We start from the raw sequence: 21,071 nt of genomic DNA, 5'->3' as shown, positions 1-21,071 counted from the left end.
GGCCTTTTTTGAGGCTACCGGTGGTTAGTGGTTTAGCTGCTCATATGCACTTTAGATTATGAATAATAGACGTTAATTCTAAGATGCCACTATGTAGCGGACTTTTTATAAGTGCGCTAATCGTAAATGGCTGATTATGGCTAGATTAAGGAATGTACATGAGTGATTCATTACCTATTGACCACGAGCAATTGATAGACGACAGTGCTACTGAAGCCACCGTGCCTACTGTAGTTTCAGAAGTATTGCCTTCTGATTATAGTTCTAAAGATATTCGCGTATTGCGTGGGTTAGAGGCCGTACGTGTGCGTCCTGGTATGTATATCGGCGATACCGATGATGGCACAGGCTTGCATCATATGGTCTTTGAGGTAGTGGATAACTCTATCGATGAGGCGCTTGCTGGTCACTGTGATCAGATTGATATCGTTATTCACGAAGATGAATCTGTCAGTGTGATGGATAACGGTCGCGGTGTGCCTGTTGATATTCATCCAGAAGAGGGTGTATCAGCGGCGCAGGTTATTATGACGGTCTTGCATGCAGGTGGTAAGTTCGATGACAATAGCTATAAAGTGTCAGGTGGCTTGCACGGTGTGGGGGTATCAGTAGTTAATGCTCTATCTCAAAAACTTGAGATGAATATCTGGCGCGAAGGCTATCATTATCATCAAACTTATACTGATGGTGTACCTGATAGCGATATCCAACAGATGGAAGCCACCGATCAGACGGGCACACAAATCCGTTTTTATCCTAGTAGTGATGTGTTCACTGGTACGATTTTTGAGTACGATATCTTGGCAAAACGCTTACGTGAGCTGTCATTTTTGAACTCTGGTGTGCGTATTGTTTTGACTGATGAGCGTATTGATAAGCGCCATGAGTTTGAGCATAAAGGTGGCTTGCTAGAGTTTGTTAGTTACATCAATGCTGGTAAAGACGGTATCAATGAAGTATTCCATTTTACCAGTCAGCAAGATGACGGTATCAGCGTAGAAGTTGCGCTACAGTGGTCAGATACATATAACGAAAAAGTGCTATGTTTTACCAACAATATCCCGCAAAAAGATGGTGGTACTCACTTATCAGGTTTCAGATCAGCACTGACACGTGGCTTAAATAGCTATATGGATCGCGAGAACTTGTTTAAGAAGGAAAAAGTAGCTGCAACTGGTGATGATGCTCGTGAAGGTTTAACGGCAATCGTCTCTGTTAAAGTACCAGATCCAAAGTTCTCAAGCCAGACGAAAGATAAGCTAGTATCAAGCGAAGTAAAATCTGCTGTCGAATCTGCGATGCACGATAAATTTAACGATTATCTATTAGAAAATCCAAGTGCTGGTAAAGCCATTGCTAATAAAATTATGGAAGCAGCGCGTGCACGTGATGCGGCTCGTAAAGCACGTGAAATGACACGTCGCAAGACCACTTTGGATATTGCAGGTCTGCCTGGCAAGTTGGCTGATTGCCAAGAAAAAGATCCAGTATTATCTGAACTATACATTGTGGAGGGTGACTCTGCAGGTGGGTCAGCTAAACAAGGTCGTAGCCGTAAAACGCAAGCAATCTTGCCACTAAAAGGTAAGATTCTAAACGTCGAGCGTGCTCGTTTTGACAAGATGTTATCATCTGCTGAAGTGGGTAACCTGATTACGGCATTAGGTTGTGGTATTGGTCCTGATGAGTATAATCCTGACAAAGTACGCTACCACAAAATCATCATCATGACCGATGCCGATGTTGATGGATCGCATATTCGTACGTTGTTATTGACGTTCTTCTTCCGTCAAACACCTGAATTGATCGAGCGTGGTTATGTATATATTGCTCAGCCACCGCTATACAAAGTGAAAAAAGGTCGTCAAGAGTTATACCTAAAAGATGATGAAGCGCTTAAAGCGTATCTATTGTCTTCAACGATTGATAATACCAAGCTACATATCAGTGCCGATGCGCCTGCGATTACTGGTCAAGCACTTGAGACACTGCTTAATGACTATAACCAAACTCAGTTGATCAAAGCACGTCTGCAGATTCGTTTCCCAGCGGTGATTTTGGACGCATTGACGCATACGCCAAAACTTAATACTGACATGACTTATGATGAGTCTGCCATGCAGGATTGGAAAGCAGCGATGCAGACTAAGCTAGATCACTTCGGTAGCGATCTAAGCCCTGAGATTGAATTGGTTAATATCCACGCGCCGCAGCCAAAAAATATGGACGCAGCCGCAGCAGATCTATTGGGTATGACGCCAGTAGTAGGTACTGAGGAAGGCGAAGCGTCAGATAGTGAGGCTTTATCTACCAAGGCACAGTGGCTACCACGCGTCACAGTATACGTGCATCAACTGGCGCATCATTATCTGCTAGATGCTAGCTTCATCAACTCTGGTGAGTATAGCAAGTTGCTACGTTTATCAAGCGAATGGAATACGTTGCTTGAGAGCGATGCCTTTATCCGCCGTGAAGCGTCTGCGGGAACGACTAAAGACATCCCAGTACGCGACTTCGATTACCTATGGCAACAAATGATGCTGGATGCGCGTCGTGGTTTAGCTATCCAGCGTTACAAAGGGCTAGGCGAGATGAACGCTGATCAGCTATGGGATACAACGATGGATCCTGAAAATCGTCGTATGCTACGCGTCACTATCGAAGATGCTATCGCCGCTGACCATATGTTTACTTGCTTGATGGGTGATCACGTTGAACCGCGTCGTATCTTCATTGAAGAGAATGCGCTAACAGTATCGAACTTAGATATCTAAATTTGAAACTGGTTACTGACAATTTATAAAAATACCGCTTTGATATTCAAGGCGGTATTTTTGTTTCACGTGAAACTCATTTGTTAGCGTTTCTATTACCTAATAATTATAATTTGTGGGAATCAAATGGTTGAAGTAATTTTACTCGCTATTGCTTTAGCGATGGATGCGTTTGCAGTGTCGATAGGGTTGGGTGCTAAGGCTCAAAAATACAGTCATCAATATGTACTGCGCTTGGCTATCTATGCTGCGCTTTACTTTGGTATTGCTCAAGGTGTCATGCCGCTTATCGGATATTTATTGGGTGCGGCAATGTTGGGTTGGTTGGCCGCTGCTGCACCTTGGATTGGCGGCACTATTTTGATTGCTCTAGGTGGGAAAATGCTTTACGAAGTGTTTACTGCTGATGAGTCGGATGATGACAGTGATGATCTGGACGTCAATGATGTTGCTATTAACACTGGTAGCGACACAGTAATAGCCACGAGTAAGCATGGACATATCAATCATCGCACTATGTTTACGTTAGCGGTTGCAACCAGTATTGATGCAATGGCAGCAGGGTTTACGCTGAATTTATTGGCACTGAACGCGTGGTTAGCTTGCTTTATTATCGCTATAGTAACCGCTATATTTGGCTGGCTCGGGGTCTATTTGGGACGTCGCTCAGGCACATGGCTAGAAGATAAAGCTGAAGCATTGGGCGGTATCGTGCTTATTGCGATTGGTCTAAAAGTAATGTTTTTTTAGCTAATTTAGTTTTTTACTGAGTATTTATACAAAAGCACCGCTTTGAATATCAAAACGGTGCTTTTTTGTTTCACGTGAAACTCAAGTTAGTAGTTTTGCTTAGTGGTTACTCTTCGTCACTGTCAAAGCGCCAAGCTAGTACGCGAGTGCTTTTTTGACCTTGGCTCATTTCGATGATACGCATTTGAGCGACGTTTAGCTGCTTTAATAATAATTGCAATGGCTTAACGTTTTCAGATTTTGATACTAAGGTTGTGAACCAACCAACGTGTTCTGCAAAGCTCTGACTTTCTTTTGCCATCTTGGTCAGGAAGGCAATCTCGCCACCTTCACTCCATAGCTCTTTGTGCTGACCGCCAAAGTTTAGGTTTTGCGCAGCGTTGCCTGATTTGGTTGAGCTACGGCTGATTTGCTCGCTTTCATTTTTACCACGATGGCGCTGCAAATTGTGCTGCTTGCGGCTATTGGCTTCCATCGCTTCTTCTAATGAAGCATGAAACGGAGGGTTACAAACCACGACGTCAAAATAATCTTGACGACCAATGATGTTTTTAAAGATAAATTTAGGCTCAGGCTGTAGCTTTACCTTGACCGCACTCTTTAGCTTTGGATTGGCTTCACAAATCAGCGCTGCGGTATTGACAGAGATGGGGTCAATGTCGCTTGCTGTAAAGCGCCAGCCATAGCTCTGACTACCAACGATAGGATAGATAGCACTGGCACCAGTACCGATATCAAGAGCATGAATTTCTTTACCCGTTGGCGGTGTGTTATCAGCGTTTACGTGAGTGGTTTGCGCCAATAAATCTGCGATGTAGTGAATATAATCGGCACGTCCAGGAATAGGCGGGCATAGATAGCCTTCAGGAATGTCCCAGAATTTAACCCCGTAATAGTTCGCTAACAGTGCTTTATTTAACACGCGAACAGCCTGATGATCCGAGAAGTTAATCGTCGACTCACCTTTAGGGTTGGTAATGGTATGGTCAGCAAGCTCGGGTAAGGCACGAGTCAATACCGCAAAGTCATAACGACCTTGGTGCGGGTTGCGTGGGTGCAGCTGACCGAGTTTTTTCGCGGTCGCAGGAGATCTGTTTCTGTGTTTACTATTTGCAGGGTTACGGGTCATGGGCTTACTTGTCATAATGTCAGGCTACGATATATGGATATAAGTAACCAGTGTAGCAGATTTCGCAGGTTGCTAATTGTTTATCCGCGCTTTATCGGTCGCTTATCGGTGACGCAATATCAAGTTAAGCCCTAATACGATCATCGCAGTACCCAATACGCGGTCGATCCAATGCTCAAACCTTTGGAAGCGTCGATGTACCGCAGGGATAGAGAGTAGCATGACGACCGTACTAAACCACGCCATCTGTAACACCATCATCCATACGCCATAAATAGCCAATTGCCACAGCGGTATGTCAGGTGACAATACGAGTGTGAATATCGCCACAAAATACACGGGCGCTTTTGGATTGAATACATTACAAAAAAAGCCACGGCGCATGGTGGCAAACGTTGATTCGTTATTGCTAGGCGATTTTTCGATAGTGGTTTCTTTGGTTGTAGGTATAGTTTGACTAGTGAGCGTATCTTGTGGAACGTGAGCACTTGAACTTACTTGTGGTTCTGCTTTTTCTAAAGCATGTGTTTTTTCAAAAATATGAGCTGTGTCTAAATCCGCTGGTTTTTTAGGCTTAGCTTGGATACCTTGCCAACCTAAGTAAATTAGATAGCCGCCACCTAACCATTTAATAGTAGTCAATAAAGGCTGTGAATGAGCAATGACAGTCGCCAGTCCTAATACAGAATAGATAATATGGACGGCAAGACCCAAGGTAATACCGAAACTACAGATCAAACCAGTGCGTCGACCTTTTGCCAACGTCTGCTGTGAGACTAAGACAAAATCAGGACCAGGTGAGGCTGCAGCCAATAGATGAACGCTGGTGATGAGTAAAAAGCCGTGCCAAAATTCCATAAAATACTCTAAACAATACCTAGACCTGCATCATAGTTGCACTTATCGCAAATGAGGTCAACTTTTATCGATTTTTGCACTATGCGAGTCATCTCTATTGCTTGTGTTATAGAACAAGGGTGTCTATATTAAAGGTGACTTCTCACTCAATCTCTACCGATAAATTATTGAGAATTGATCATATAACCACTCATTATATGCCAATGATTACTTTAACAAGGATGGAACCATGACTACGGATAGTAACGCCACAGAGAACCGCATCACTTATAACACACAAGGCCATGTTTGCCTTGTCGGGCTAAACCGTGCCAACAAACGCAACGCCTTTGACAGTCATATGATTGCCCAACTGTCTGACGCCATGACTCGCTACGAGCAAGACGACAACTTACGCTGTGCATTAATATTTGCCCATGGAGATCACTTCACTGCTGGGCTAGATTTGGTAGAGCTACAAGACAAGCTAAACGATGGCGTGTTTGAGTTTAATGATGATCAAATCGACCCATGGGGCATTAGCGGGAAACTACGTACCAAACCCGTGGTCGTCGCGGTAAAAGGTACTTGCTTTACGGTAGCTATCGAGCTGATGCTAAATAGTGATGTGGTCATCGCTAGTGATAACTGCAACTTTGCTCAAATGGAAGTCCAGCGAGGCATTATGCCATTTGGCGGTGCGACGGTACGGTTTGTCGCAGCAGCAGGCTGGCAAAAAGCCATGCCGTATCTACTCACTGGTAAAGCATTTGATGCGCAAACGGCCGATAGGATGAATTTGGTCAGTGAAGTAGTAGCAAATGGGACTGAGTACGAGCGAGCATTGACGCTGGCGCAAGAGATATGTAAAGCTGCGCCTTTGGGTGTGAGAGGTGCATTGTCGTCAGCACAAGATGCTAGCCGTAATGGCGCAGCAACGGCATTGGCCAATATCCATAGCTATCTGCCGCCGCTGTTTCATTCAGAAGATGCGAAAGAAGGTGTGATAGCGATGGTTGAGAGACGTGAGGCTGAGTTTAAGGGGCGGTAGTTTTAGGAAAAATACTAAAAAATTATTAATTTATAGGAATAAATATGGAGCAGGTCGTCGTTAGAAGTGATGATTATAATTCTAAATCGCAAGTTACTAAGTATGAATGGTTGGAGATATTATCTGACGATAATTTTATGACCAGTAACTATAAATATGTACTGAGTATCTTTTTTTTAGAACCTGAGTACAAGGCAACCTGTAAATATTTAGCAGAAAAATATCATACACATTCTAACTCTCTTACTGCTCTAGTAACACATTTTAGTAGAGTTGTTCAAGAGCGTTTAAATAGGTTTGAAATAACTACTGAGGAGGGAGATAAGACCTACTGGCTAGTTACAATGCTTGGCAAGAAGGTAGCGGGTAACTTATTTGAATGGAAACTACGGGACGAGTTAGTTGAAGCAATGAAGGAACTCGACTATATCAATGCCAATGCTATCAAAATAGATAGCATTGGTCATTTAGTCAGTCTTATAAACAAAGACGTTGGTGATTTAAAAAGAGACTTTCTTATAGCGAGAAAAGAGCTGACAGGCAATCAAAGAATCACTAACTCTAAATTGCTGTTCAAATATGATAGCGAAGACAGAGAGTGGGCAATTAACGAAGGGGCTGGTACCGAAGTTCAGTACCATATTTACTTGTCAGACAATAGAATTGGTTATGGACTGGGGTTTAATACGCTGTATGTCAGATTCAAAGAAGAAAAGACTCCGATAGAGTATATCAAGCCTTATATAGATGCTTTCATTGCTTTGAAAGACAGTGACGAGATGATCAAGCTTGCCAATAGAGACTTTGCATTAAATACGGATGAATACGACTTCCAAAATCCTGTTAGAGACGAGCATTACTTATTTGGTCGAATAGTAGCGTTAGATGATGAACAAAAACTGCATTTAGTAGAATACTACAATATTATAAATGATCTAAAAGGCGATCTATTTAATGCCTATAAAAATATTTTTAAACTCGCCAATGAATTAAATATGACTGAAAAATCAAGTAATCAAAATCATCAGCCACCTATCACTAATCCTTTGCTACAAGAAATTAGCGAGTTATTACTAGCCAACAAAAACATTGTTCTTACAGGTGCGCCTGGAACAGGTAAAACCTATTTAGCTAAAACGTTGGCTGAGGCATGGGGTGCAGAATATAAACTTATTCAATTTCACCCTTCTTATGACTATACCGACTTTGTAGAAGGCTTACGACCTATTCAAAATGAAGACGGAAAAGTTGGTTTTGAGCTACGAGATGGAAGCTTTAAAAAGTTCTGTAAAGAAGCACGAAAATATCAAAATAATCAACAGTTAAATAATTTTGAAGAAGTTTATCAAAGATTTATAGATGATATATCCGAAAGCGCTATAGACTTAGTGACGCCTAGCCAAGGAAGTCCATTCACAATTATTGTGAACACGCGTGAAAACATCACAGCTGTTTTATCAAGTGAAACACAGAGACAAATCACATTAACTAAATCGTTGATACAAAATTACTTTGAAACAGGCAAAGCGCTCAACTGGAAGCCTTATCTGATTCCAGTATGCGAATATATCAAAAAGAACTACGACTTAACCCTTACCAATACAGATAATCAGAATAAAAAATTCATTATTATCCTTGATGAGATTAATCGGGCTGAAATCTCTAAAGTATTGGGTGAGCTGTTCTTCTCTATTGACCCTGGCTATCGAGGGGAGAGTGGTAGAGTCACTACTCAATACGCCAATTTGCAAACGGATGAAGACGTATTCAAAGAAGGTTTTTATATACCAGATAACGTCTATATTATCGGCACAATGAATGATATCGACCGTAGCGTTGAGTCTTTTGATTTTGCTATGCGCCGCCGTTTTGCATGGAAAGAAATTAAATCAGAAGATCGACTATCTATGTGGGAAGGTCAAATTGATGATTGGGCAGAGGAAGCCGAACAGCGCCTAATGGATTTGAACAAGGCTATCGAATCTGTGCAAGGATTGAATTCGGCTTATCACGTTGGCCCATCTTACTTCCTAAAGCTTGCCAACTATGATGGCGATTTTGATAAGTTATGGACATATCATTTAGAGTCGCTACTTTTTGAATATCTGCGTGGTTATCCTAATGCTGAGCAACAGATTCAAGGATTAAAAGATGCCTATAATCTACAGTTAGGGTTTGATGATGATCGTAACGACGGATAATACCTCATTAATTTTAGGCTCTAATGAGCCAAACGTTAATAAAATTATAGATGATTTATCACTACTCGCTAGTAAAAATATTGGCGAGCTAGTGACCGCACACCCCAATTTATTGATTTTCCCCACACATTTTGAAGATAACGAAGATGATATTGCCAGTAAGCCAATCTTTGAATTAAATGTTAGTGAGTCTCAGACCGTTTTAGAGACAGGCAATGTCATGGGCTTTATTGGTGTAAAAGGTACACAGTTGAAAATCCAGTCCCGTTTTGCTCGGGCATCTGTTGTAGGTAGTGATGACCAAGCCAATCAAGAAGAGGCTATTGAAGAAGATTATTTTCTACATTATATGCTGCAAAAAGTATTGTGTATTAACCTGTTTGATTTAAAGCACAGTAGAAATCAAACCAACCTATTTGATTTTTTAGTATATTTATTTCCTCATTTTCTTAAAAAAGCGCTCTCACAAGGCCTGTATAAAGAGTATCAAAAGCAAAGCTATAACGACAGTAGTCTCAAAGGGGCTATCGATGTCAAAGCCCATCTGCGACAGAATCTGCCGTTTCGAGGCAATGTTGCCTACAGTGTGCGTGAGCATAGTTTTGATAATCCAATTTCCCAGCTCATTCGTCACGCCATAGAGTTTATCAAACAAAAACCCAATCTGAGAGATGTGTTGCATAGCGACAGCGAAACACTTGATTTCGTCAATCTGATTGTCCAACATACTCCGTCATATCATGTACGTGACCGGCATACTATTATCAATACTAACCGTAAGCCTTTTGTACATCCTTACTTTACGGAATACAGTGGCCTGCAAAAAATCTGTCTGCAAATTTTACGTTATGAAGGTTTGAAATACGCTAACAATGATGATAAGGCTCACGGCATTTTGTTTGATGGAGCGTGGTTATGGGAGGAGTACCTCAACACACTACTACGTCCTATCGGATATGACCATCCCACTAATAATAACCGACAAGGTGGTATCAAGGTCTATGCTCAAAAATTTTCAGGTAATAACGTCCGTCGTTATCCTGACTTTGTGAAAGACAATCGTATTATTTTAGACGCTAAATATAAGCGTATGAAAGATAATAAAATCGATAGAGATGACCTTAATCAAGTCCTGTCATACTTGTTTTTGTATAAAGCAGATATCGGAGGTTATATTGCCCCTACAGAAGAGGATGACTTGGCGCTAAATATGGGATTGCTTAATGGTTTTGGTGGCAGTATCCATAAATTTAAGCTATCCATTCCCCAACATGTTGCAAGTTATCCAGAGTTTAAAAAAGCTATTGCTGAAAATGAAGCAAAGTTAGTTAAGAGTATTGATGAGTTATCAGGTATTCAGAGTAGTAATCAACCACTTATGATTATTTAAAATTCGTCACTATATAATATGAGTTTTAAGGTACGTTTTAGCCATGAGATAATCTCTAATGGCAGGATTAGCTCCAATTTTATAATAACTCTGATAACCACAAAATCTAACGCAGCACTCCAAAATACCACCAAGCAAACCAAAAAAGACCTTGCAATTGCGAGGTCTTTTTTATTTTATTGAGTGTAGCTAATTACATCTGTACCAGCGTTAGAAACTAAGCTGTGATTGACGATTATTTAGCCGACTTGTAGTAATCAACCATCATAGTACCCAAAGTGCCGTTGTCATCGATCGTGACGATTCTGACCGTACCTGATTGTGCTGCGGTACTCGACTGCACTTGTCCAGCGTTACCTAGGACGACTTGGTTGTCTTTGGATGCTTTCGCCTCGTTACCGATAGCGATACTGTTCATGCCGCCTGCCATAGATTTATTACCGACCGCCACCGAAGTTGCGCCTTGTGCCATAGCCGCTTCACCGACAGCGGTAGAGCGCATACCGCTTGCATTGGCTAGATGACCAAACGCTTGTGCACGTTCAGCGGTGGCTTTTGACTGCCAGCCGATAGACGTTGAGCCTAGACCAGCAGCATTGGCTTCACCGCCTACGGCAGTGGCTGAGTTGAGACCTGCATTGGCTTTATTACCGACAGCAACCGTGTCATTATTGCCACCTGCCATAGCTGCCTCACCGACAGCGGTAGAGCGTACACCACTTGCATTGGCTAGATGACCAAAAGCTTGCGCACGTTCGGCAGTGGCTTTTGACTGCCAACCGATAGAGGTTGAGCCTAGACCAGCAGCGTTGGCTTGACCGCCAACCGCAGTAGCTGAGTTTAATCCTGCATTGGCCTGACTACCGATGGCAACGGTATCATTGGTGCCGCTAGTTGTGGCAGCATTGCCAAGAGTGATGGCGGTGCTGCTAGTTGCGTTTGCAGTCTGATGGTCAGTTCCTGTTGCCATAGCAGTGCAAGAAGCGGTTGCAGCAATGGCAAAAGTGAGGGCACTAATCTTTAGTACTGATTTCGGTAACAAGTCCATTTTCATTCTTCATTCCTTTTTGTTAGCCTTGATGGCTTATTAGATAGTTTGGGTAGATGTTGATAGATTATAATCATGGCAACATCAGCGCACTCTGGCACAAACAACTTTATGATAGATAGAGTCCGAAACCTTAATGTAGCATTAATTTTTAATCATTATTAAAACAATGTTCACTTTATATCTTTGACGGTTATTTAAGCCGATAAATGGATAATTAAAGTCTAAAAGCACTTTAATTATTTGTAAAAAATCGAATGCGCCTTAATCTACTAGAGCAGATAGCGTAGCGTATATTGATAATATAGTGCACATATTGCGATGTGTTTTTGACGTTTCAAACCATTATTATTCCAAATAAGAAGAGTAGCAATGCAATATAACTTTGATGAAATAATCGACAGACGCGATACCGGCTCACTTAAGTGGCACTATACCGATGACACGATTGCGCTATGGGTCGCGGATATGGATTTTAAGGCTGCCGCACCGATATTAAGTGCGGTTGAGCAAGTCATGCAGCATGGCATCTTGGGTTATACCAAGCCTACTGATGCTTTATACGACTCGATTATTAACTGGCATGGCAGTCGTTATGAATTGCAGTTAGAGAAGCAGAATATCTTGTTTTCCCCTGGTGTCGTGCCAAGCCTAACGCTGATGATGAATGTCTTTACCAAGGTAGGCGAGGCGGTAATGGTCAACGATCCTATTTATACACCCTTTATGAGTAAGGTTGAGCAAAATGGCCGCAAGCTTGTGCTCTCTGCATTAAAGGAAGTCGAAGGTAAATATCATTTAGATTTGGCTGATATCGAAGCCAAAATCATCGAGCATGAGGTTAAGCTTTATCTACTGTGCAATCCACATAATCCTGGCGGGCGTGTATGGACGAGGGACGAGCTGGAAGCGCTACTTGCGATTTGTAAAAAGCACAACGTGGCGATTGTTAGTGACGAGATTCATCAAGATTTGACCTTGACTGGTCATACATTTACGCCATATCTGACGCTGGCAGAAGGCTATGAGCACAACGTCGTCAGCCTGACTTCGATGACCAAAACCTTTAACATCGCTGGTATCAAAGGCTCTATGATATTCGCTAAAGATAAGGCACTAACCAAAAAAATCAGTCAGCAGCAGCAGTTAAATGATGAGTACGAGCTGAACCTATTTGCGTATACAGCCATGCGTAGTGCTTACGAGCACGGCGGTGAGTGGCTAGAGCAGGCGCTTAATTATATCGAGGCCAATATTGAATTGACCGTGCAGTTTTTAAATGAGCATTTGCATAATATTAAAATCATGCGCCCAGAAGCATCGTACCTAATTTGGGTAGATTGCTCAGCATATAGCCAAGACGATCAAGCGCTGTATGATGCGCTTAGAGCCGCCAAAGTTGAGTTAAACGCTGGCATTAAATATGGCAAAGAAGGGCATTTAAAGATGCGCCTAAATGTGGCCTGTCCTAAAGAAGTATTGATACAAGGGTTAAATCGTATGCACTCAGCTTTGAGTGATATTACGTAGTAAACCTAGTAAATGGCTGATGAATAGAGAAGAAGATAGTTTGCTCGTAATTGGGTTTGCTGTCTACTCTTTGCTTATTTTGATCCTTACTTAGGGAGTGATTATTCAAATTGAGGGTATGCGCAAATAATAATCGCGAATAATTAACCATCTAATAGCCAATAGAGGGCGTAAACTTGTTAAAATAGGGCACCAATTTATCTATTGATGGATATCGATTTATGACCACTGCTGCTGCCACTCCTGCAATCAAAGAAGATCGCATCTTAATCCTCGATTTTGGCTCGCAATATAGCCAGTTAATCGCTCGCCGTGTGCGCGATTCTGGGGTGTTTTGTGAGATGTTCCCTTATGACATTGACACTCAGCGCATCATCGATTTTGGCGCAAAAGGCGTCATCCTATCGGGTGGCCCTGAGAGCGTCCACGCAGAAAATAGCCCACGTATTAACGACGCGGTATTTGATCTAGGCGTACCAGTACTAGGTATCTGCTACGGTATGCAAGCAATGGCAGATCGTTTCGGCGGGCAAGTTCATGCCAGTGATATTCATGAGTTTGGTGCGGCGACTATCGAAGTAAATGGGCATTCGCAGCTGACTGACGGTATCGAAGACAGCAAGACTGACGGCGCGGCTGCCAAGCTAAACGTTTGGATGAGCCATGGTGATAAAGTCATCGAAGCGCCTGAAGGCTTTGACATCATTGCTAGTACGCCAAGCTGCCCGATTGCGATTATGGCTAATGATGACAAGCAATACTACGGTCTACAGTTCCACCCAGAAGTGACGCACACCCTACAAGGTCAAGCGCTGCTAGGTCGTTTTGTCCATCAGATTTGCGATTGTGCTGGTGAGTGGACGCCAGACAATATCGCTGATATGCGTATTGCGCAGCTCAAAGAGCAAATCGGTGACAAGCAAGTATTGCTCGGACTATCGGGCGGCGTGGACAGCTCAGTCGTTGCAGCACTATTGCACAAAGCCATTGGCGATCAGCTGACTTGTGTGTTTGTGGATAATGGTCTCTTGCGTCTGCATGAAGGCGACCAAGTGATGCAAATCTTTGCAGAAAACATGGGCGTAAAAGTCATCCGTGTTGATGCCGAAGATTTGTTCTTAGATGCGCTAGCAGGCGAGTCTGATCCAGAGAAAAAACGCAAAATCATTGGTAAAACCTTCATCGACGTATTCGCTGATAGTGCGCGTCAAGTGAGCGAGCAGAGCGATGGTAAAGTTGTTGAGTTCTTAGCACAGGGTACGATTTACCCAGACGTGATCGAATCTGCTAAGTCACATCAAGGTAAAGCACACGTCATTAAGAGCCATCATAACGTTGGCGGTTTGCCAGATGACTTGGCGTTTGAATTGGTTGAGCCGTTACGCGATCTATTTAAAGATGAAGTGCGTAAACTTGGTATCACGCTTGGCCTACCAGAGAAGATGATTTACCGTCATCCGTTCCCAGGGCCAGGTCTAGGCGTGAGAATCCTTGGCGAAGTGAAAAAAGAATATGCTGATATCCTCCGTCTTGCCGATGCTATCTTTATGCAGGAGCTTGAGCGTTCAGGCTGGTATGACAAAACCGCGCAAGCCTTTGCGGTATTCCAACCAATCAAATCTGTCGGCGTGGTCGGTGATGGTCGCCGCTATGCATGGGTAATCGCGCTACGTGCAGTTGAGACCGTAGACTTTATGACGGCTCGCTTTGCGCATCTGCCATATGATTTGATCGAGACAGTATCGAACCGCATTATGAATGAAATCGCTGAAGTATCACGTGTGACTTATGATGTTTCGAGTAAGCCGCCTGCAACGATTGAGTGGGAATAAATTGTTTAAGTGTTCTAAACGGTAACGGCGTTAACCTCGCTAGATATACAAACACGTATTATCTGCGCTCGGCTGCCTTGTTACCATCTTAGACTACGTAAACTTATCTAAACAGCTTTTCAACTCAGTTTTTTGAATTGATATACAGCTTGTCGTCAATAAAAAAACACTCAACTTGGTTGGGTGTTTTTTTTGGTTTATTTAGCCTAGTTAATTCAACTTATTTAACTAATATATAAGGTAAAATTAAAAAAATAATCGACATTATTGGTATAAAAATGAAAGAGTCATTTGTTCTATGTTCAAGTTGTTTTTCTAATCAAGGTTTAAAAATTTCAGCACAGAAGCTCGGTACTAAAAGCAATACGAGCTGTAAAGGTTGTAATGAGAGTAAGGGCTATAAACTGACAAAGAATATTTTAAATGATTTAGCTCATCAGTTTTTCGTAATGGGAAGTAGCATTAAAAGTGATTATGGAGGCGCACCCCGCATCCAGTTCAATGAGCATCAAGAAACAAGCATTATTTGTACTGATGATATTAATCAAGATATAAAGCTATTTGAAAAATATCTTGGTGTGGGATTTTTTCACTATGGGCCTAGATTATGGACTCTAGGTTATATTACACCCTTGGAAGAACTCCAAGATGAAAATAAGAGAATGTATATAATAAAGAGAATAATCAATGAATACCCTATTTTTGAGCTTAACAGTTCAAAAGTATTCTATAGATTGAGAGTTGAGCCGAGTGAACCTAGTAATATAGGCGAGTATGATAGCTCGCCTTTCCCAGGAAAAGGCAGACTAGATTCAAAAGATTTCAAGGTGTTTTATGCCTCACAGGATTTGGAAGTTTGTATTCATGAATGTAGAGTAAGCGTGACTGATGAGTTGTACGTCGCTACAGTTAGACCTGCGAAAAGCTTAAAAATGTTAGATTTGAGTACATCAATTTCAGAACAGTGTACTGAGTTTGAGAGTTTAAATATTTCTCTAATGATGTTGTTCTATGCTGGTAAGCATTCTTACGAAATTTTAAGGTTGCTAAGTTTGGAAGCCTATGAGAAAGGTTTTGACGGTATCATTTTTCCATCCTTCTTTACACAGGCTAGACTAGGCAAGCTACCATTGCCTTCTATATATCAAAGTTTAGATAATAGAATAGATGAGTTTAGAGAGATTGAAATCTCTGGTAAAATTCCGAACATTGCTATTTTTGGGCAACCTATAGAAGATAAACGTGTTGAAGTAGTAAGTATAAATAAGCTAGTTCTAAATAGGGTTGTATATGATTACTTCTTTGGCCCAGCAGATGTGAATTAACCTTATTCATTCTTATTGAACGAGTACTTTCGAAGATTTTATAGTGGTGAACGAATACAAGTTTTAACCATTTACCTGTTCCCAAAAAAAGGCAGCACCTCAAAAGAGATGCTGCCTTTTCTTTATAACGCTAACTCTTAAAACCTAACCCTTCACATTCACCACATAACGCCCAACCACTTTGCTAGACATAAAGCGATCTAGGTATTCTGGCGTTTGCTCTAACGTAATCTCTTCACCATAGCTCTCAAGATTAGGCAGCTTCATATCGGTAGCGACACGTTTCCAGATGGCTTCTTTATCAGCCAATGGGATATAAACCGAGTCGATACCCAATAGCGACACCGCGCGGGTGATAAAAGGAATCACCGACATCGAAAACTCAGCACCACCCGCTAGACCACAGCTCGTCACTGCGCCGCCCGCCTTGGTTTGTTTGAGCAAGTTAGATAGATAGTCGCCGCCGATAGTATCAATGGCGTTTGCCCATAGCTCACGGCCGACAGGTTTGTTACCGATTTCATTGATGGTATCGCGATGACGTACTTCGCTCGCGCCTAATGCCTTTAAGTGTTCGCTTTGCTCTGGCTTACCTGAGAATGCAATCACCTCATAGCCGAGCTGCTTTAAGATAGCGATACTGATTGTACCGACGCCACCTGTTGCACCAGTTACAGCGACTGGGCCATCACTTGGTTTTGCGCCCATTTTTTCTAGCTTTTGGACACTTAGTGCTGCGGTTAGACCGCCAGTACCATAGGTCATTGCTTCTTTTAGCGTCAGCATTTCTGGGCAAGGTAGCGCCCAATCTGCTGGTATAGATATCATCTGACCGAGGCCGCCATCGGTATCCATACCGAGATCATAGCCGAATACTAATACTTCTTGTCCTGCGCTAAACGTGCCTGATTTATCACTGACGACCACGCCAGCGGCGTCGATACCAGGGGTATGTGGGTACTGTTTGGTGATTCGTTTATTACCAGTGGCTGACATCGCATCTTTAAAGTTTAATGATGAATAATGCACTTCGATGAGCAAGTCATTTTCTGGCAAGTCACTAACTTTGCGCTCTTGGATGCTTTTTTTGAATTCGCCATCACTGGTTTCTTCGACGACTAAGGCTTTGAAGGTTGTATCGTTTGACATAGTTATATCCTTATTAAATCTTATTATATGGGTTGATGAGTAATTGTTGATGGCTCTAATTACATTAGAGTCATCATGACAACAGCATGGTTAGAATAAAAAAGCCCATAGTATTATCTAACGAGTAATACAAATGGACTTTTCATATTTATGATGCCTTTAATGACAATCATTACAAGGTTAAAGTATCACTTAAGGTTTTAGGATAACTTTACCTTTTTTGCTTGATTGTACTTTTCCAGAAACGGCAGTCGTGATGTCGTCCAGACTATAGATGGCTTCGATTGGTAATTTTAGGTCGCCGTTCGAAGCACGTTCTAGTAGCTCATCGATTAGACGTTGTTTGTTGTCTAGATCCATTTCTTGACTGGTTTTGCTGCCCCAGAAGCCTTTTACAACGGCTTGCTTAAAGATCAAGCTGCCAGCGTCTAGTGCCATTGGCTTGCCTGACATGATACCAAATGAGACCAGCGTGCCTTTGCTACCAAGTAATGATAGTAGCTCGTTGCTCGACTCACCACCGACTGAATCGACGGCTGCTGTTATCTTGTCATCACCAATGATAGCGCGAACTTGGTCTTTCCAGTCATCATCAGCGGTGACGACATTGTTTTTGATACCGAGTGAGGTCAGCTCTTCTATCGCGTCTTTACTACGTACGAGGTTAATCGTATTTACACCGCGTGCTGCTGCTAGCATCGCAAGCGTTTTACCGACAGCGCCGTTTGCCGCGTTATGAATAATCCATTGACCTTTATCTACTTCCAGGAATTCTAATAGCATTAGGGCAGATAACGGCATCGCAATCAGTTGGGCAGCCAACTCGTCTTCGATGCTATCAGGCATGTTAAATACCATGCTGGCAGGGGCGACAAAATACTCCGCCCACGTCTCGTGCACACTGGCACAAGCCACACGTTGACCAACACTTAGATCTGTCACATCATCGCCCACGGCATCGATAATACCTAGCGCTTCACTACCACCGATGGCTGGCATCTCAGGCTTATAGCCGTATTGACCACTTACGGTTAGCAAGTCATGGTTATGAATAGGGGAGAGAATGGTTTTGATACGGACTTCGTTGGCAGCAGGCTGCGGCATGGGACTGTCGCCAACGCTTAATACGTTGGAGGGTTTGCCAAAGCTGTTATGAATAGCACTACGCATGATGATTTCCTTTATATATTTATGATTTAATTTACGTATAAGTGTATGAATAACCGACTATAAACATCATGTCATTGAGATCACTCATCGATGTATTTTTTCTTCTAGTAGAAACGATACCATGATAATGATGCTTAGAGGTTATCGACTAACAAAGACACTATACTTAAAAATAGACTGGTCGTCTAGGAATTGGATACATTTGCGCTAACGGAATTTTGTTATAGAAAGCTTGGCTTACATCGGTCATATTCTCTAGCGTTAGATAGTCAATCGCATATATATGGAGTACGGCATTAGGCTAGTTCAGTCTATTCTCTATAGAACCTTGACTTGCTTGCCCTATATCTAAACTATCTTATAACGACGATGACTCAGAATTATGATAGCTATCGATACTGTTTAATAAAACTCTATCCTGCTCAGTACATGCTCTTGTACTAGATAGGCGCAGATGTACGCACTTGGCCACGCAAAAATAAAGGCCAGTCCCCAAGAATGCATCAATTCTGTAAAAAAGCCATCAACGTAGCCTACTTTTACTAATAATAGCGCTGACGAGATAATCAGTGACATCATCATCGCCATTAGACCTGTAAATATAAGGCGGTAATATTTGCGGCGCGTACGTATTCTGATAGTGGGGAAGTTGGTCATAGTATTCGGTTGTCCTACATAGTGTTAGCTATGCCCAGCCTATGATGCGGGCATACGTTGTAAGTTAATAGTTAGGTGGTGAGCAGGCATAATAAATGGATAAGGTATTGGCTACCAGTGTTCATCATACTCCGTGAGGTCAAACGGGTAAAATCGTTATTATCAATGGTAGGGTTTGCGATATGTTATTAATATGATTATTGTCTTTAAGGCAGCATTTTAAAGCTTTTTGAAGAGATTATTTCTAAAACGGATATCTCTAAAAATAGCGCGTTCTCAACAGTCGATTTTGCTACGATAACTTACTATAACTAAGAACAAAAACCACTAGGGGTATAGTATGGCAGTTCAAGAGCAACGAGGGTCTCAACAAAAAACATTAGGAATCATCGGAGGTATGAGCTGGGAGAGTACCGAGAGCTATTATCGTCTGATCAATGAAGGTATCAAGCAACAGCTTGGCGGACTACATTCAGCAGATTTGTTGATTCATAGTGTGGATTTTGCGTTGATCAATACGTTACAGGAGCAAGGCAGATGGGACGAGCTAGGCGTGATAATGGCTAGCAGCGCTCAGCGTCTACAAGCAGCTGGCGTACAAGGAATCATGATTGCCTCTAACACGATGCACAAACTTGTCGATGACGTGCGCTCCGCCACAGACTTGCCGTTGACTCATATCGCTGATGCGACTACTGGTGCTATCAAAAAACAAAATCTTACCAAAATAGCCTTACTTGGTACTCAGTTTACGATGACTCAAGATTTTTATAAGCAGCGTCTGATTGATGCGGGTTTACAAGTATTGATACCAGAAGATGAGGCAAGAGCAGAAGTGCACCGCATTATCAAAAAAGAGCTGTGTGTCGGTGAGTTTAAAGACAGCTCACGAGAGTATTATCGTCAAGTGATTAAAGATTTGGCAGCGCAAGGGGCAGAGGGTGTGATCTTGGGCTGCACAGAGATTGGTTTACTTATCAAACAGGCTGATAGCCCGATACCTGTATTTGATACCACAGCTATTCATGCAGCTGCGGCGGTAGATTTTTTATTAGATTAGCGCGGACTGATAAAAATATTTAAGCCTATAACGTTTTTACCAGTCGCTCAAGCAGTTCAAGCGTGCTTTCTTGTTTGACCAAAGTTACCCCTTGTCCTGCCCATAAAGATTGATGTTCTGCATCCATATTTTTAGAGGCATGAGCTCGCATAGATTTGGACATGGCATTTAATTGTGGGTAGGGCGGTAGCTCATCAGCGCTTTCAAATTGAGCAAAATCACGCAGATAATCGTTTAATAAACCACGAGCGAGCTTACCTGAAAACAATCGAGTTAAGCGCGTTTCTGAGCTGCGCCTGCTGTGACTGGCATCGAGTAAGGCTTGTTTATAAATATTATTGATACCGCATTGGTCGGTGGTCAAGAACGCCGTTCCCATTTGTGCAAGCTCAGCACCTGCCGCTTGTACTGCTTTGATATCCTGTCCTGTCATAATGCCACCTGCTGCAATCAAAGGAATATCAGTACAGGCGCGGGTTTGGCCAATCAAAGTCAATAATCCCAATGGATCGCTTTCACTTTGTGGTAACCAACCACCGCGATGTCCACCCGCTTCGACCCCTTGTACACATACCGCATCTGCGCCAATATCTGCCCATGCTTTTGCTTCTAATGGATGATTAGCGGTACCGATGACGCGTGTGCCGAAACTTTGCAGACGCTGAGCTTGCTCAGCACTGATAATGCCAAAGGTAAAACTGGCAACAGGCACAGGGTTGTCATAGAGCACTTGTAGCTGCTCTGCGAAGCTCTGCGCGGGGCGTTCAGGTAGTGTAAATTCGATATTATTGTCTTGATAGTACTCACTCAGCCAAGTGGGGATTTCGGTATCAAAGGTCGTAGATTCTTGCTCAGACAATACCATGAGATTGACCATAAACGGACGGTCGGTGAGCGATTTAATGGTATCAATTTGGCTGGTCAAAACATTTGGCGCAGTCATGCCAGACCCTAATGAGCCCAGCCCACCAAAATTACTCACCCTCGCTGCCAGCTCAGGTGTGGTTGCTCCTGCCATGGGTGCTTGGACGACAGGGTAGGTTAAATTCAGAGTATCAAGTAAGCTCATGACTGGCTGCCTTTTTAGTAGGGTGTTTGCATGACTTACTTTAACAGAGCTGAGTACAGAGTATGTGAGATAGTGTTTATTTAGTTAGGAAATAGGAGG

16 protein-coding genes are annotated in these 21,071 nt (G+C 42.5%); 9 read left to right on the top strand and 7 right to left on the bottom strand.

The features are described from left to right. Positions 1–158 precede the first annotated feature (158 nt). The gene (gyrB, locus tag QO187_RS07335; protein WP_102094838.1) at positions 159–2,774 is read left to right on the top strand and encodes a DNA topoisomerase (ATP-hydrolyzing) subunit B; all 2,616 of its coding nucleotides are present in this window, start codon (positions 159–161) and stop codon (positions 2,772–2,774) included. A 126-nt stretch (positions 2,775–2,900) separates the two neighbouring features. Beyond that, on the top strand, positions 2,901–3,524 hold the full coding sequence (locus QO187_RS07330; protein ID WP_102094837.1) for a manganese efflux pump MntP family protein: 624 nt from the start codon (positions 2,901–2,903) through the stop codon (positions 3,522–3,524). Between the two features lie 106 nt (positions 3,525–3,630). Here QO187_RS07330 and rlmF read toward each other — a convergent pair whose 3' ends face one another. Together rlmF and QO187_RS07320 are read right to left on the bottom strand one after the other, a co-directional pair. Next, positions 3,631–4,668, bottom strand: a complete 1,038-nt coding sequence (gene rlmF / locus QO187_RS07325) for a 23S rRNA (adenine(1618)-N(6))-methyltransferase RlmF (RefSeq protein ID WP_102094836.1) — start codon at positions 4,666–4,668, stop codon at positions 3,631–3,633. 87 nt (positions 4,669–4,755) lie between these two features. Further along, the gene (locus QO187_RS07320) at positions 4,756–5,511 is read right to left on the bottom strand and encodes a LysE family translocator (protein ID WP_102094835.1); all 756 of its coding nucleotides are present in this window, start codon (positions 5,509–5,511) and stop codon (positions 4,756–4,758) included. 229 nt (positions 5,512–5,740) lie between these two features. On the opposite strand from QO187_RS07320, the gene QO187_RS07315 reads away from it, so the two are divergent. Genes QO187_RS07315 through QO187_RS07305 form a run of 3 tightly spaced genes read left to right on the top strand, consistent with a single transcriptional unit; the run spans position 5,741 to position 10,132 of the window. Beyond that, a complete protein-coding gene (locus tag QO187_RS07315; RefSeq protein ID WP_102094834.1) occupies positions 5,741–6,541 on the top strand; it encodes a crotonase/enoyl-CoA hydratase family protein in 801 nt (266 codons plus the stop codon). A gap of 44 nt (positions 6,542–6,585) precedes the next feature. Beyond that, the gene (locus QO187_RS07310; RefSeq protein ID WP_102094833.1) at positions 6,586–8,742 is read left to right on the top strand and encodes an McrB family protein; all 2,157 of its coding nucleotides are present in this window, start codon (positions 6,586–6,588) and stop codon (positions 8,740–8,742) included. Then, complete coding sequence (locus tag QO187_RS07305) at positions 8,720–10,132, top strand: McrC family protein (protein ID WP_102094832.1); 1,413 nt, start codon at positions 8,720–8,722, stop codon at positions 10,130–10,132. Before QO187_RS07310 ends, QO187_RS07305 begins: the two co-directional genes overlap by 23 nt. Positions 10,133–10,367: 235 nt before the next feature. On the opposite strand, the gene QO187_RS07300 is transcribed toward QO187_RS07305, so the two are convergent. Beyond that, the gene (locus QO187_RS07300) at positions 10,368–11,186 is read right to left on the bottom strand and encodes a hypothetical protein (RefSeq protein ID WP_102094831.1); all 819 of its coding nucleotides are present in this window, start codon (positions 11,184–11,186) and stop codon (positions 10,368–10,370) included. A 366-nt stretch (positions 11,187–11,552) separates the two neighbouring features. Between QO187_RS07300 and QO187_RS07295 the strand changes: the two genes are divergently transcribed. The 3 genes from QO187_RS07295 (at position 11,553) to QO187_RS07285 (ending at position 15,867) form a co-directional block, all read left to right on the top strand. After that, positions 11,553–12,710, top strand: coding sequence for a MalY/PatB family protein (locus tag QO187_RS07295; RefSeq protein ID WP_102094830.1), 1,158 nt, complete (start codon positions 11,553–11,555; stop codon positions 12,708–12,710). A 221-nt stretch (positions 12,711–12,931) separates the two neighbouring features. Continuing rightward, on the top strand, positions 12,932–14,542 hold the full coding sequence (guaA, locus tag QO187_RS07290; protein WP_102094829.1) for a glutamine-hydrolyzing GMP synthase: 1,611 nt from the start codon (positions 12,932–12,934) through the stop codon (positions 14,540–14,542). A gap of 278 nt (positions 14,543–14,820) precedes the next feature. Continuing rightward, positions 14,821–15,867 (top strand): RES family NAD+ phosphorylase, encoded by a 1,047-nt coding sequence (locus tag QO187_RS07285; RefSeq protein WP_102094828.1) that lies wholly within the window; start codon positions 14,821–14,823, stop codon positions 15,865–15,867. A gap of 144 nt (positions 15,868–16,011) precedes the next feature. Here QO187_RS07285 and QO187_RS07280 read toward each other — a convergent pair whose 3' ends face one another. From QO187_RS07280 to QO187_RS07270, 3 genes are all read right to left on the bottom strand, one after another. Beyond that, a complete protein-coding gene (locus tag QO187_RS07280) occupies positions 16,012–17,016 on the bottom strand; it encodes a YhdH/YhfP family quinone oxidoreductase (protein ID WP_102094827.1) in 1,005 nt (334 codons plus the stop codon). A 192-nt stretch (positions 17,017–17,208) separates the two neighbouring features. Next, on the bottom strand, positions 17,209–18,186 hold the full coding sequence (locus QO187_RS07275; protein WP_102094826.1) for a zinc-binding dehydrogenase: 978 nt from the start codon (positions 18,184–18,186) through the stop codon (positions 17,209–17,211). 402 nt (positions 18,187–18,588) lie between these two features. Beyond that, entirely contained in the window at positions 18,589–18,843 is a 255-nt protein-coding gene (locus QO187_RS07270) for a DUF2798 domain-containing protein (protein WP_102094825.1), read from the bottom strand. Between the two features lie 340 nt (positions 18,844–19,183). Here QO187_RS07270 and QO187_RS07265 point away from each other — a divergent pair, with 340 nt between their 5' ends. Beyond that, on the top strand, positions 19,184–19,903 hold the full coding sequence (locus QO187_RS07265) for an aspartate/glutamate racemase family protein (protein ID WP_102094824.1): 720 nt from the start codon (positions 19,184–19,186) through the stop codon (positions 19,901–19,903). 25 nt (positions 19,904–19,928) lie between these two features. On the opposite strand, the gene QO187_RS07260 is transcribed toward QO187_RS07265, so the two are convergent. Continuing rightward, complete coding sequence (locus QO187_RS07260; RefSeq protein ID WP_102094823.1) at positions 19,929–20,972, bottom strand: nitronate monooxygenase family protein; 1,044 nt, start codon at positions 20,970–20,972, stop codon at positions 19,929–19,931. Positions 20,973–21,071: the final 99 nt, after the last annotated feature.

It is taken from the genome of Psychrobacter sp. Arc9, from assembly GCF_041431295.1.
In the GTDB taxonomy this organism is placed as follows: Bacteria; Pseudomonadota; Gammaproteobacteria; order Pseudomonadales; family Moraxellaceae; genus Psychrobacter.
Note: the sequence above shows the minus strand (reverse complement) of the source record. Positions and strands in the feature narration are given on the sequence as shown.

Excerpts from the sequence above, each read along its gene's own strand:
- gyrB (WP_102094838.1), top strand. The coding sequence starts at position 159 with ATGAGTGATTCATTACCTATTGACCACGAGCAATTGATAGACGACAGT.
- QO187_RS07330 (WP_102094837.1), top strand. The coding sequence starts at position 2,901 with ATGGTTGAAGTAATTTTACTCGCTATTGCTTTAGCGATGGATGCGTTT.
- rlmF (WP_102094836.1), bottom strand. The coding sequence starts at position 4,668 with ATGACAAGTAAGCCCATGACCCGTAACCCTGCAAATAGTAAACACAGA.
- QO187_RS07320 (WP_102094835.1), bottom strand. The coding sequence starts at position 5,511 with ATGGAATTTTGGCACGGCTTTTTACTCATCACCAGCGTTCATCTATTG.
- QO187_RS07315 (WP_102094834.1), top strand. The coding sequence starts at position 5,741 with ATGACTACGGATAGTAACGCCACAGAGAACCGCATCACTTATAACACA.
- QO187_RS07310 (WP_102094833.1), top strand. The coding sequence starts at position 6,586 with ATGGAGCAGGTCGTCGTTAGAAGTGATGATTATAATTCTAAATCGCAA.
- QO187_RS07305 (WP_102094832.1), top strand. The coding sequence starts at position 8,720 with ATGATGATCGTAACGACGGATAATACCTCATTAATTTTAGGCTCTAAT.
- QO187_RS07300 (WP_102094831.1), bottom strand. The coding sequence starts at position 11,186 with ATGAAAATGGACTTGTTACCGAAATCAGTACTAAAGATTAGTGCCCTC.
- QO187_RS07295 (WP_102094830.1), top strand. The coding sequence starts at position 11,553 with ATGCAATATAACTTTGATGAAATAATCGACAGACGCGATACCGGCTCA.
- guaA (WP_102094829.1), top strand. The coding sequence starts at position 12,932 with ATGACCACTGCTGCTGCCACTCCTGCAATCAAAGAAGATCGCATCTTA.
- QO187_RS07285 (WP_102094828.1), top strand. The coding sequence starts at position 14,821 with ATGAAAGAGTCATTTGTTCTATGTTCAAGTTGTTTTTCTAATCAAGGT.
- QO187_RS07280 (WP_102094827.1), bottom strand. The coding sequence starts at position 17,016 with ATGTCAAACGATACAACCTTCAAAGCCTTAGTCGTCGAAGAAACCAGT.
- QO187_RS07275 (WP_102094826.1), bottom strand. The coding sequence starts at position 18,186 with ATGCGTAGTGCTATTCATAACAGCTTTGGCAAACCCTCCAACGTATTA.
- QO187_RS07270 (WP_102094825.1), bottom strand. The coding sequence starts at position 18,843 with ATGACCAACTTCCCCACTATCAGAATACGTACGCGCCGCAAATATTAC.
- QO187_RS07265 (WP_102094824.1), top strand. The coding sequence starts at position 19,184 with ATGGCAGTTCAAGAGCAACGAGGGTCTCAACAAAAAACATTAGGAATC.
- QO187_RS07260 (WP_102094823.1), bottom strand. The coding sequence starts at position 20,972 with ATGAGCTTACTTGATACTCTGAATTTAACCTACCCTGTCGTCCAAGCA.